Annotated in this window: 12 protein-coding genes and 2 tRNA genes; 7 read left to right on the top strand and 7 right to left on the bottom strand. The window is 64.0% G+C overall.

Features of this window, described 5'->3' with window-relative positions:
- Position 1: 1 nt before the first annotated feature.
- Positions 2-277, bottom strand: coding sequence for a hypothetical protein (locus tag DV733_RS14080; RefSeq protein ID WP_049992627.1), 276 nt, complete (start codon positions 275-277; stop codon positions 2-4).
- Between the two features lie 88 nt (positions 278-365).
- On the opposite strand from DV733_RS14080, the gene DV733_RS14075 reads away from it, so the two are divergent.
- Positions 366-641 (top strand): DUF7111 family protein, encoded by a 276-nt coding sequence (locus tag DV733_RS14075; protein WP_049992626.1) that lies wholly within the window; start codon positions 366-368, stop codon positions 639-641.
- 6 nt (positions 642-647) lie between these two features.
- On the opposite strand, the gene DV733_RS14070 is transcribed toward DV733_RS14075, so the two are convergent.
- Positions 648-1,589: an alpha/beta fold hydrolase gene (locus DV733_RS14070; protein ID WP_049992625.1), complete on the bottom strand. Its 942-nt coding sequence runs from the start codon at positions 1,587-1,589 to the stop codon at positions 648-650.
- Positions 1,590-1,982: 393 nt separating this feature from the next.
- On the opposite strand from DV733_RS14070, the gene DV733_RS14065 reads away from it, so the two are divergent.
- From DV733_RS14065 to DV733_RS14055, 3 genes are all read left to right on the top strand, one after another.
- Positions 1,983-5,069: an FAD-binding and (Fe-S)-binding domain-containing protein gene (locus tag DV733_RS14065; RefSeq protein WP_049992624.1), complete on the top strand. Its 3,087-nt coding sequence runs from the start codon at positions 1,983-1,985 to the stop codon at positions 5,067-5,069.
- A gap of 90 nt (positions 5,070-5,159) precedes the next feature.
- On the top strand, positions 5,160-6,437 hold the full coding sequence (locus DV733_RS14060) for a helix-turn-helix transcriptional regulator (RefSeq protein WP_049992623.1): 1,278 nt from the start codon (positions 5,160-5,162) through the stop codon (positions 6,435-6,437).
- A 68-nt stretch (positions 6,438-6,505) separates the two neighbouring features.
- Positions 6,506-6,580 (top strand) — tRNA-Glu (locus tag DV733_RS14055).
- A 315-nt stretch (positions 6,581-6,895) separates the two neighbouring features.
- Here DV733_RS14055 and DV733_RS14050 read toward each other — a convergent pair.
- Together DV733_RS14050 and DV733_RS14045 are read right to left on the bottom strand one after the other, a co-directional pair.
- Positions 6,896-8,050, bottom strand: a complete 1,155-nt coding sequence (locus DV733_RS14050; protein WP_049992622.1) for a hypothetical protein — start codon at positions 8,048-8,050, stop codon at positions 6,896-6,898.
- A gap of 56 nt (positions 8,051-8,106) precedes the next feature.
- Positions 8,107-9,135 (bottom strand): DHH family phosphoesterase, encoded by a 1,029-nt coding sequence (locus DV733_RS14045; protein WP_049992621.1) that lies wholly within the window; start codon positions 9,133-9,135, stop codon positions 8,107-8,109.
- A 148-nt stretch (positions 9,136-9,283) separates the two neighbouring features.
- Here DV733_RS14045 and DV733_RS14040 point away from each other — a divergent pair, with 148 nt between their 5' ends.
- Genes DV733_RS14040 through DV733_RS14030 form a run of 3 tightly spaced genes read left to right on the top strand, consistent with a single transcriptional unit; the run spans position 9,284 to position 10,509 of the window.
- Positions 9,284-9,565: a hypothetical protein gene (locus DV733_RS14040; protein WP_049992620.1), complete on the top strand. Its 282-nt coding sequence runs from the start codon at positions 9,284-9,286 to the stop codon at positions 9,563-9,565.
- Entirely contained in the window at positions 9,565-9,795 is a 231-nt protein-coding gene (locus DV733_RS14035) for a DUF7123 family protein (RefSeq protein WP_049992619.1), read from the top strand. Before DV733_RS14040 ends, DV733_RS14035 begins: the two co-directional genes overlap by 1 nt.
- Positions 9,796-9,831: 36 nt before the next feature.
- Positions 9,832-10,509: a class I SAM-dependent methyltransferase gene (locus DV733_RS14030; protein ID WP_049992618.1), complete on the top strand. Its 678-nt coding sequence runs from the start codon at positions 9,832-9,834 to the stop codon at positions 10,507-10,509.
- Between the two features lie 19 nt (positions 10,510-10,528).
- Here DV733_RS14030 and DV733_RS14025 read toward each other — a convergent pair.
- From DV733_RS14025 to DV733_RS14015, 3 genes are all read right to left on the bottom strand, one after another.
- Positions 10,529-10,602: transfer RNA gene (locus tag DV733_RS14025), tRNA-Gly, on the bottom strand.
- Between the two features lie 98 nt (positions 10,603-10,700).
- Positions 10,701-11,141 carry a hypothetical protein gene (locus DV733_RS14020; protein ID WP_049992617.1) on the bottom strand — a complete coding sequence of 147 codons (441 nt, stop codon included), beginning with the start codon at positions 11,139-11,141 and terminating at the stop codon, positions 10,701-10,703.
- 62 nt (positions 11,142-11,203) lie between these two features.
- Positions 11,204-11,929 carry a MinD/ParA family ATP-binding protein gene (locus DV733_RS14015; RefSeq protein WP_049992616.1) on the bottom strand — a complete coding sequence of 242 codons (726 nt, stop codon included), beginning with the start codon at positions 11,927-11,929 and terminating at the stop codon, positions 11,204-11,206.
- Positions 11,930-11,981: the final 52 nt, after the last annotated feature.

Below are 11,981 nucleotides of genomic sequence, written 5' to 3'. Positions count from 1 at the left end.
ATCACTGGTCGACCTGCTCGTCCAGCCACTCGGTATAGCTCTCGACGTGTTCGCGGCCCGCAGCTGTGAGTTCGTAGACGTCGCTCAGTCCCTCCGTCCGTTTCTGGACGTGGCCGAGTCGTTCCAAGGCATCGAGTGCGCCGTAGAACTGCTTGGGATCTATTCGGTCGTCATAGCGGCGTTCGAGACTGGTCTTGAGCTTCTGCGCCGGAACGCCGTCGCTGCTATAGAGAAGCACACAGAGGTCGCGGCGGCGGCCGCTCTGGAGCCACTTCATATCCGAGGGTCGTGGTCGTCCCACTACTTGATTTCGCTTGCGCTGTGAATCGGAACGCTTCACTTGGTGTAGGACTCAGTCACGGCCAATGACCGAGGCCTCTGCGTCCGCGAACGGTATCACCGCCCGCTACGAAGAGACAGAGACTGAGCGCATCCTGACGTTCGATCGCGACGGGCGGACCGCTGCCGTCGCCCAGAACATCGAGGGCTACGCCATGCTGAAAGTCCGGCCGAGTGCCGACGGGGACGAACTCGAACGCTACTACGGCTTCGATATGGCGCTCGACCATGCTGGCGAACTGCTGGGCGTCTCGCCGCACGACCTCCCGATCCCCGAGCCCGCCGAAGACATGGGTATGTAGAGCGGATCAGCCCGACTCGCTGTCGAAATCGCCACTCAGTACGTCGACGAACTGGTTGGGGTGTTCGACGTGGGGCAACAATAGCGACTCGTCGAAGACGACCAACGTCGCGTCGGCGGATTCCGCGAGCGAGCGGCCCTCCCACAGCGGCGTTACCGACGCGTCTCGTCCCCAGACCAGCGTCACCGGGACGTCGAGGCGGCCCAGGGCCTCCTCCAGGGATTGCTCGGGGTCGAGATAGCCAGCGAGGAACGACGCCGGGGCGAAGCGCGCGCCGGGCTGGTGGGCGCTCTGCCACTCGTAGTCGAGTCGCTCGTCAGTGAGGTTGTCGAGATCGAAGTAACCGTGATCGGCGTGGAAATGCCGCATCGAGCGCTCGCTCACGATCCCGTTGTACAGCGCCTGGCCGACGACTGGTGCGCGCAGTAGTGACCGGACCCAGGCTCGCTGGCCGTCACCACCCATGGTCGAGTCCGTCGGCGAGATCAGTACCAGGCGCTCGACCTCGATCTCTTCGGCCGCCAGCGCGACGTACGCGCCTGAGAGACCAGATCCGACGACCGTCGGCTCGTCCGTGAGGTCGACACAGAAGTCGGCGACGAACGTCTGGTAGAGCGACGCCGAGTACAGAAGCGGCGGGCGATCGGAGGTCCCGAAGCCCGGCAGGTCGGGTGCGAGAACGTGGTAGTTCTCGGCCAGCGCGTCGAAGACGGGTTCGAATTCGTGGCTGGAGGCTGCGGCGTTGACGCCGTGAAAGAGCACCAGCTCGGGATCATCGGGATCGCCGGCCTCGGTGTATCCGACGTCGAACCCTCGCCAGCGATACGTCCGATGTTCGCCCGACAACGGGGGGGCGAGTGCTTCGGATTTCGAGGAGAGCACGCGGTTGGTCACGGCCGCGAGGCCGACCCCGCCGACGACTGCACCGAGCGCGTTCCGGAGTTTCATACTCTGTAGTAGGAGTGAGAATGATTTATACGTGGTGACGACTGTCGTGTCGACGGCGGCACGGCTGCGCGTTGATGCGCAGCCAGTCCAGCCGGGAGATCTGACCTGTCGACGGCCGGCTCGTGAGCAGTCTCGTCTGTGAACAGTCCAGCCGGGAGACCTGACCTGTCGACGGCCGGCTCGTGAGCAGTCTCGTCTGTGAACAGTCCAGCCGGGAGACCTGACCTGTCGACGGCCGGCTCGTGAGCAGTCTCGTCTGCGAACAGTCCGGCCGGGAGACCTGACCTGTCGACGGCCGGCTCGCGAACACTTTTGTGTGTGAGTAGTCCAGCCGGCCGAAAAGTCAAACGTGAGAGCGTGGGTTTAATCTCCGGGCGTCCGAAGGGCCGGATAATGGGAATCAGCGATCACGTCGGACAGTCCGGGCCGTCAGTGGATCCCGCCGAGGACGGACGCGCCGACTACGACTACGTCTCGGGAGAGGTCGAACGACCGGGTCTCGTCGCGGACCTGCGCTCGCGCGTCGAGGGAGACGTCCGCTTCGACGAGTACACCCGCCAGCTCTATGCGACCGACGCCAGCGCATACGAGGTGACGCCGATCGGCGTCGTCTTCCCGCAGGATACCGACGACGTCTCGAGCGTGATGACCTACTGCGCCGAACGGGAGATCCCCGTCCTCCCGCGGGGTGGCGGGACGAGTCTCGCCGGCCAGACCGTCAACGAGGCCGTCGTACTGGACTTCTCGCGGCACATGACTGGCCTGCTCGACGTCGATCCCGAGGGACAGACCGCCCGACTCGAGTGTGGAATGTACATCGGTGATCTCAACACCGAACTCGAAGACCACGGACTAAAGTTCGCGCCCGACCCGGCCTGGCGGGATAAGAGCGCCATCGGCGGGGCGATCGGGAACAACTCCTCGGGGTCACACTCGCTGAAGTACGGCATGACCGCCGCCTACGTCGAGAGTGCGGAGGTCGTGCTGGCCGACGGGACTGTCACCGAGTGGGGCGAGATGAGTCTGGAAGAACTGAGTGACCGGGCAGATCCCGATGGCGACCTCGAAGCGCAGATCTGCGCGACCGTCGAGCGCCTGATCGAGGAGGAAGGCGACGAGATTCTGGACGCCTTCCCGAGCCTGAAGCGCAACGTCTCCGGCTACGACCTCGACAGGCTGGTCGAACGCGCACGCGAGGAGGAGTCAGTCAATCTCGCAAAGTTGCTCTGCGGGAGTGAGGGGACACTCGCGACGGTCACGAAAGCCACTGTCGGACTCGAATCCTTGCCGAACACCAAGTCCGTCGCGTTGCTGTTCTACGAGGATCTCGTCAGCGCGATGGAAGACGTCTCGATCATCCTCGAACACGACCCCGCGGCAGTCGAAGTGCTCGACGAGGTCCTGCTGGATCTGGCCGCCGATACCGAGGATTTCGGCGATCTTGTCGAGGAGATTTTGCCCGATGGAACCCGGGCCACGCTGCTGGTGGAGTTCTACGCCGAGGACGACGCCGACGGCAAGCAGAAGGTCGCGAACCTCTTTGCCGACCGCACTGCGGGCGTCGAGTCGATGGTCGAGCCCGACGAGGGCGCGGCCGATATCACCGACGAGGACGTCATCGCCTTCGACGCTCGCGAGGCCCACGACGACGACCAGCGCAAGCGCTTCTGGAAGCTTCGCAAGTCCGGCCTCCCGATTCTGCTCGGCCGGACGACAGACGAAAAACACATCTCCTTCATCGAGGACATGGCGGTCCCGCCGGAGAACCTCCCCGGGTTCGTCGAGGGATTCCAGGAAGTCCTCGAAGACAACGGCACGATTGCGAGCATCTACGCCCACGCCGGCCCTGGTTGCTTGCACATCCGGCCGCTCGTGAATACCAAGACGCTGGACGGCGTGAACCAGATGCGCTCGATCGCCGAGGACGCGACCGATCTGGTCGTCGAGTACGGTGGTAGCGTCTCGGGCGAACACGGTGACGGTCGCGCCCGGAGCGGGTGGAACCGGAAACTCTACGGCCAGCACGTCTGGGAGCTCCTCCGAGACCTGAAGCACACTTTCGATCCGGACTGGCTGCTGAACCCGAGTCAAGTGTGTGGCTACGCCGCCGACGAGGAGCTGCCGGAGGGCGTCCCCGAGCGCGCTCGCGTGGCGGACATGGCCGAGAATCTCCGGTTCGATCCCGAGTACGAACTCGAGATCCCGTTCGAGCCGACGCTGAACTGGGACAACGACAACGGCATGGCCGGAATGGTCGAACTCTGTCACGGCTGTGGCGGCTGTCGCGGCCCGCAGGGAACGACTGGCGGCGTGATGTGCCCGACCTATCGAGCCGCGAACGAGGAGATCCAGGCGACTCGTGGGCGGGCGAACATGCTTCGCCAGGCAATGAGTGGCGACCTCCCTGACGATCCACGAGAAGAGGAATTCATGGAGGAGGTGCTGGATCTCTGTGTCGGCTGCAAAGGGTGTGCCAAGGACTGCCCGAGCGAGGTCGACATGGCCAAGCTCAAAGTGGAGGTCAAACACGCCCACCACGAGCAAGAGGGACCGGGGATCCGCGATCGGCTGTTCGCCAACGCCGGCACGCTCTACCCACTCGCGAGCGCGCTCGCCCCGCTGTCGAACTGGGCACAGAAGCTTCCTGGTGCCGGAATCGTTCAGGAGAAATTGTTCGGAATCGCTCGCGAGCGGGAACTCCCCACATTCTACCGCAACACCTTCGTCGATCGATTCGCCGATCACGAGCCAGCTGTCAGCGAGGAGGCGGCCGACCGGAAAGTCCTGCTGTTCCCCGACACCTTCACCAACTACAACCGTCCCGAGGCGGGAATGGCCGCCGTCGAAGTACTGGAAGCGGCGGGCGTCCACGTCGAGGTCCCTACCGACGTGGTCGACTCCGGGCGCGCACCGCACTCGAAGGGCTTTCTGGACACGGCTCGCGAGCAGGCCGAGGAGAACGTCGCGAAACTCGCACCGCGAGTCGAGGAGGAATGGGACGTCGTCCTCGTCGAACCCTCTGAGGCAGTGATGTTCCAGTCGGACTACCTCGACTTGCTCTCGGGCGACGACGTCGAACGCGTCGCGGCCAACGCCTACGGAATCGCCGAATATCTGGACGTGCATCGGTTGGACGCGGAAATCGACTTCGACGCACCCACCGAGTCGCTCTCGTATCACGGCCACTGCCACCAGAAGGCGACCAAGAAGGATCACCACGCGGTAGGTGTGCTCCGACGGGCAGGTTACGAGGTCGACGCCGTCGATTCCAGCTGTTGTGGGATGGCCGGCTCGTTCGGCTACGAGGCCGAGCACTACTCGATGAGCAAGGCCATCGCGTCGATCCTCTACGACCAGCTCGACCGGAGTTCGGGCGAGTCCGTCGTCGCACCTGGGGCCTCCTGCCGCGGCCAGCTCAAAGACTACGAGGGCGAGGAACCGCCCCACCCGATCGAGCGGCTCGCCGACGCCCTTGCCTGATCACGTCGGGTGGTTTCCGTCTCGCCACCTCGTCTACTGAGATCACGTAGGCGTAGTTCTTTTATACGATCCATTGGACAGTACGAATAGATGGTCCGCCGCCCCCACGTGATCGGATTCGTCATTCTGGCCGTCTCCCTCACGGGTCTCGTGGGTGTAACGGGTGGCATGTCCGGCACGCAGGCGACTGGTTCTCTGCAGCCCGCAGCCGTCGACGCGGGCAACGTCAGTGATTCGACACCGGACGGGTTCTCTCGAACGTCGTACACGCTGACTGTCTACGAGAACGGAACGGTTCGGTGGACGACGATACACTCGCGGCCACTCAACGAGAGCGAAGTCCCTGCGTTCGAATCCTACGCGGAGGAGTTCAACAACACGGAGATGGAGCTCTACCGGGAGTTCGTCGCGCAAGCAGAGTCGTTGGCGGCGACCGGGACGCAGTCGACGAACCGGACGATGAACGCGACGAACTTCCGCAAGCATGCGCACGTCGCCCGGGGCGGGTTCAACCTCGGGACGCAGGGCAAAGTCGAGATGTCGTTTCTGTGGACGAACCTCGCGAGTGTCGAAGGTGAGCAGGTCGTCTTCGGCGAAGCGTTCGATGTCGGATTGTACCTCGGTCCAAACCAGCGTCTGACGATACGACCGGGGCCGGGGCTGGTCTTTGCGAGCGTCGATCCCGGGCCGGATTCGCAGGACGATCCCGACTCGCAGGCCGAGAGCGAGTGGATCGCCTGGGAGGGTGAGTACGAGTTCAACCCAGAGCGGCCCCTGGTCACGTTCCAGCCGGCTGGGCGGACGATGACGACAACCCAGACGGTGTCGACAGCAGCCACGACGACTCCGACGACAAGTGTGGGCCCGACCACTTCGGGACAGTCACCGACGACTGCACCGGTCGAGACCAGCGCGGACGACGGTATCGGCGGGATGTTCGTCGTGGGGTTGATCGTCCTGTTGTTGGCTGGCGGGACGGTCGCACTCTATCGGACGGTGATTTCGGCCGACGATGGCGACGAGAGGAGGGTCACCCAATCAACGCCGTCGAGTGACGACAGTGGGGCAGCGGCCGAGACGCCGACTGAGGCGGAAGGTTCGGACGAGCCCGCGACGACAGTCACCGACGAAGAGTTACTCTCGGACACAGATCGCGTCGCCTCGTTGCTCGAATCCCACGGCGGTCGGATGCGACAGTCGGCAATCGTCGAGGAGACAAACTGGTCGAAGTCGAAAGTGAGCATGCTGCTGTCGGATATGGAAGAGGACGACGAGATCACGAAACTGCGGGTCGGCCGGGAGAACATCATCAGTTTACCGGGCCACGAACCGGACGCTGCGGGGTCGCCGTTCGAGGACGAAGAGTGAGACACATCGGCATACGGCGGTCGGAAACGGAACCGTTTTACGTATCTCCCCAGTACCAACGAGTGCACGCTCTGGTGGTGTAGTCCGGCCAATCATATTGCCCTCTCACGGCAATGACCAGGGTTCGAATCCCTGCCGGAGCACTTCTGTCGCTCGCAAGTTCGCGAGCGACGGATGCGAACCAGGGTTTGAATGACGCCACGAGCGAGCGATAGCGAGCGAAGTGGAGGTAGTTCGAATCCCTGCCGGAGCATAGCGAGGTCGAACGCAGTGAGGCCTCGAACGCGAACAGGGAACGGAGTGACCCGTGAGCATTTCTCTGCGATCGCAAATTCGTGAGTCGCAAATGCGACTCAGGATTTGAACCACGCGAGACGAGCGCAGCGAGTCTCGTCATCGGGTTCGAATCCCTGCTGGGGTGCTGTGGTGCGAAAGAGGATCGACTTAGAGACCAGCAGTTACAGGCCGATTCCGGTACTGTATTCGAGCGTCCCGAAGCACTTGCCAAGCGAGTCGCTATCGATTTCCTCGCCGTCGATGCGCCCGGCGAGGCCCGACATGCGGAACATGAACTCGTTGTAGCTCCAGTGTGACTCCGCGAGGCCGCCCAGAATCGGCCGGTCGAGCCAGTTGCGTGCGTGGCCGTAGGTGCTGGCAACGAAAGACACGTAGTCACCGTTGTCGTTCTCGACGCGGACGTCGAAGTCCGGGTGCTCGCCGGTATCGAGAATCGGTTCGATCGTGACCCGGTCGAAGTCGACGCGACTGCCGTCACCCCACTGCCAGAACGCAGTCTGCCGGAGCGGGATCGTCAGTCGTTCGAGCCGAGTGGAGGAGAAGAACTTGTAGCCCTTGCGGAACAACTGGGGGCCGATGAACGGGACCATCGCGGAGAAGGCCGTCCCGTCGGGGAAGATGGCCCAGATCCACTTCCAGGGGAACAGCGGCATGTCGAAACACACCCGCTGGAAGTACGCTGATCCCGACAGCGTCTCCGTGCCGCCGGGGAGGTCGAACTCACCTTCGAAGTCCATCTGGCGCCAGGCGAGGACCTGAACGCCACCTAGCGGTGTCTCGACGTCGAGCCCGTGGTGAGGCGCTGTCAGCGTCGAGTCGAGTTCCCCGCGCGCCTCGAACTCCGCCTCGACGTCGTCGCCGACGACCTCCATCTTGAGTCCGAGCGGGTCCGAGAGCGCTTCGAGATGGCTCCCGCGGCGCTCGCCAGCCTCGTTCTCGGTCCAGGCATCGATGCGCTGGTCGTTTCGGGAGAGAACGGCCTCGGACGGTTGGTTGACGACGTGATCGTGGACTTCCTCGTCGTCACCGGCCCAGCCCACAGTCATGACGTTGAATCTGTCTTCATCGTCGGAGACCGGGCGGTTCGGGTCGAGTCCGGGCGTCGGACGGTCGTTGACGAGACAGTGATCGCCGACGCGGGCGGCGATCGAGAACATGAGTTGCTTGGGGCCGTACCCCTCCTCGCCCTCGGGAAAGAGGATGAAAAACCACCAGGAGGAAGACGCCCAGTTCTGTCGCTCGGGGTTTTGCCACCAGATCTTCTCGAAGTTGCGCCGATGCTCGCGAATACTCTCGTCCGTGGACCCGTCTGTCATCAGTATACCCTGTAGGTCGGGGGGCCCGACAAAGCATGCATCGATTTCTGCTCAGCCTAGCTCTCGACTGAATCCCCGTTCTCGGAGATGTTGAGACCGGCCAGCAGCCGAGCGGTGACGACCTGTTCGACGATGTCGACCAGTGTCTCGTCGTCGGCTGAGTATTCAGCGAGTATCCCGAGCGGGATCTCACCACCGGCCATCTCGCGGTGGCCACCGGCGCTGCCAACGTCCGCGAAGGCAGCATCGAGTACCTCGCCGATGTGGACGCGGGCGTCGGTCGAGCGGGCGCTGACGTGGATCGCGTCGTCGACGATCCCGAAGACGATGGCAGTCTCGACGCCTTCGAGGGTGGCGAGGTAGTCAGCCGCTTGCGGGAGCGCATCGCGCTCGATTGTCCGCCCGACGTGGGTGATGAGAACCGCCCCGCGGACGACTCGATTTCGGATCGCGTCGGCGATGGCGTCGACGGTCACGCCGCTGACCGAGGGCGTCGAGAGCTTGCGGAGGAGGTCACGGTCGGCGCGGTCGTGGAGGGTGCTTGCGGCCTGGTATTCGGCGCTCGTCGTCCCGCGGAGAAAACCCAGCGTCTCCCGACGGATCGCGAACAGAAGCGCGGTCGCGAGAGTCGCGTCCAGTTCGACGCCGAGATTCTGGAGGTGCTCGACAAGGATCGTCGCCGTCGCCCCGACCTCGACGCGGTGGTCGACGAATCGGGCTTCGATGCCGTCGACGGGATGATGGTCGACGACGATATCGACTGGCGTTCCCTCCGGGACCTCGTTGTTGGACTCGGGGACGGCGTGGTCGACGAACGCGAGCAACGATCCCTCGGGGCGGTCGACGACAGCCTCGGGTTCGAACGGCCTGAGATCGATATCGAGGAGGTTGACGAACGCGCGGTTTTGCTGGTGAGAGATGTTGCCGCTGTAGAGGATTCGACGTTCGTCGATGCCGACTGTCGCGGCGATGCGCCCGAGTGCCAGCGCGCTGGCCAGGCAGTCGGGGTCGGGGTTGTTGTGACAGACGATCGTCAGCGTATCGCCGCCGGCGAGGACGTCCCTGAGTTCCTGGGAGGTGGCCATCGACCGACGTTCGACCGCCTGGCAGATGTGTCTACCGGCGACGTGCGTCCGGCTCCCGGGTGAACAGGGAAATCCGGAGCGGGGCCAGTATCAAACGGCTATTTGAGCTTTCAGCGCCTTTTGGGGAGTGGCGTTCGAGGGGTGAGATATGAGCCGTCACGAAACGGCGGTCGACCACCTCGGCCGCTTGCCCTCCTCAGCGTTGTCTCGAAGCCGCTCGGCGGTCGAAACCGTCGGGTTCTGGGGTGCAGTCCTGGCCCCACTGGGCTATCTCCCGGCGCTCGCACTGGATCACTCCCTGGAACTGATCGCCCCACTGCTCGTCCTCAACGCCGCGTGTCTGATCGTCGGGCATCGCCACCGACCGTCACACGACGCAGGGGTGCTGGCAGTCATCGCACGCGCGGGGCTGCTCGGAGGTGACCAGTGATGTCCTCGGCCGCGACCGACCGCAAGCGCCAGCGAGTCGCCGCCCACCTCCGCGAGCGCGCCGCCGAGGAACCAGTGTACGTCAAGAGCAAGTTCCTCGCCGAGGAGATCGATCTCTCTGCGCGGGAGATCGGAAGCGTACTCGGCCAGCTCGCGGACAGGTCCTCGGAGCTGGCGATCGAGAAGTGGTCGTACACTAACGCGACGACCTGGCGCGTCGAGCGACGGTAGCGAAACCCCCTTGCCGGCCGCGGATCTGTGGTCGGTATGGGTAGCGACGACCACGACGCCCGGTCGGTTCGGGAGACCTACGAGACGATCGCGAGTCACTTCTCGGAGACGCGGGCCCACCCCTGGCCGGAAGTCACCGAGTTCGTCGAGGCCGCCACACAGGTCGACCTCGGACTCGATCTCGGCTGTGGGAACGGCCGACACGCCGCCGTGCTGCACGAACGGGCCGATCAGGTGCTCGCCCTCGACGCGAGTCGAAACCTCCTGAGAGAGGCCCGCGAGAAACTCGATCCCACGTGGGTCCGGTTGCTCCAGGGCGACGCCGCGCGACTCCCATTGGCGGACGACTGCGTCGACCTGGCCGTCTACGTGGCGACGCTGCACCACCTGCCGAGTCGCGAGCGGCGCCGAGAGAGTCTGGACGAACTGGCCCGGGTCCTCTCTCCCGAGGGCGAGGCACTGGTCAGCGCCTGGAGTACGGCCCACGATCGCTTCGACGCCGACGCCGAGGCCGAGACGGGGTTCGATACGGAGATCGACTGGACACTTCCGGGAGGGGAAACAGTAGCGCGATTCTATCACATCTACGCGCCCGCGGAGTTCGAGGCGGACCTGGCGGCGAGTGACTGCCGAGTGATAGAGTTCGAGGTGTCGAGCGGGAACTGTTACGCCCGGATCAGCGGGAAGTCCCGAGACGAAGCCGGTGCTCTCTGACGGAATTGCAGTAGAGAAGTGCGGGGCCCGGAATTTGAATCCGGGTCGTCAGCTTGGAAGGCTGAGGTCATAGCCAGACTAGACCAGCCCCGCTCAAAATCGAGTTGGCCGTGCCGGGATTAAGGGCTTTCTATTCAGTCCCAGAAATCGTGGGGGCCACCGCTGTCAAGCCCTTCAGGATGGGGAGGATGTCACGGCTGGACGTCGATCCAGATGTCAGATCGGATCCAGGCGTCGGAGCCCTCAGGGTGATACATCCGCAGGGTGTCGTCGTCTACTTCGGCGACGAGGTCGGCGTCGTTGTCGACGAGCCGGTAGGATCGGGCGGGGTAGGTCAGCGGGAACGCGCGGGCGGGGAGGGTATCGATCCGCGGGCAACGAGGGGGTTCGACGGCGTCGTCGGCCAGCGAGTTCTGGTCACTGGCGGCTAACCCCGGGCTGAGCAGGCGATCGAAACCGGTTCGAACGGTCGCCCAAACTGATCGCCATCCCCGAGAAACACTGCGCTGGAGGCTAACAGCGACTGCGTCGGCTCGCGCGCGACCCGACAGTGGCGGGCGTGTCGCCCGTTCTGGGACTTCCTGGCCCTCCGAGCCCCGGACCTCCGGGCCGTCTGTCGGAGTGAGACTCATGTGTGTACATCGGTATCATGGAACAAAACGATTGTGTCTACTCGAATGTCGAGCGACGACGGTTACTGATCGTCGCCGTCGGCGTCTTTGCGGTCGTTTTCCAGGCGGATGAGCGTCGTCGCGAGCTGGCGGTAACCATCTGCGAGGTCGCTGTCGGGCGCTTCCATGACGACCGGTTCAGTCTTGCAGGCCTGGGGGTCGTCAGAAAGCAGTCCCAGCAGATCGAGATCGATCTGGTCGCGGACCCGGTCGACGTCGGTGTCGTCGGTGACGCGCGTGACGACGACGCCGAGGAGCGTACCGTCGACCTTCTCGACGACTTCCGCAGTCTTTCGCGTGTCGACGATGGAGGTGTTCTTCGGCGTCGAGACCAGGACGACTCCGTCAGCGAGGCCGAACGGGACCAATACCTCGTGGCTGAGGCCGGTTCCGGTGTCGATGATCACGACGTCGTAACTGTCGGCGAGCGTGTCGATTACGGGCCGAAGTTCCGCCGGGTCGGCGTCGATCAAGTATTCGAGTGAGTCCCCACCGGAGACGACGTCGAGACCCGTCTCGGTGGTGACGATTGCCTCGCCGATGTCGGCCTCGCCAGCGAGCACTTTGTGGATGCTCGTCTCACAGTCGAGTTCGAGGATGTCGGCGACGTTCGTCGTCCCCAGGTCGGCGTCGACGACCACGACAGAGTAGCCGACCGAACGGACGGCCGACGCCACGTTGATCGCAGTGACCGTCTTTCCCGCACCACCTTTCGCGCCACCGATAGTCAGTACACTTGCCTCGGACACAGCCGAGTAATTCCGTCCAGAACGCAAAAGTATTCTGGCGGCGATCCAACAA

The sequence above is a fragment of the Halapricum salinum genome, assembly GCF_004799665.1.
Classification (GTDB): domain Archaea; phylum Halobacteriota; class Halobacteria; order Halobacteriales; family Haloarculaceae; genus Halapricum; species Halapricum salinum.
This window is presented reverse-complemented; position numbering and strand designations above follow the sequence as displayed.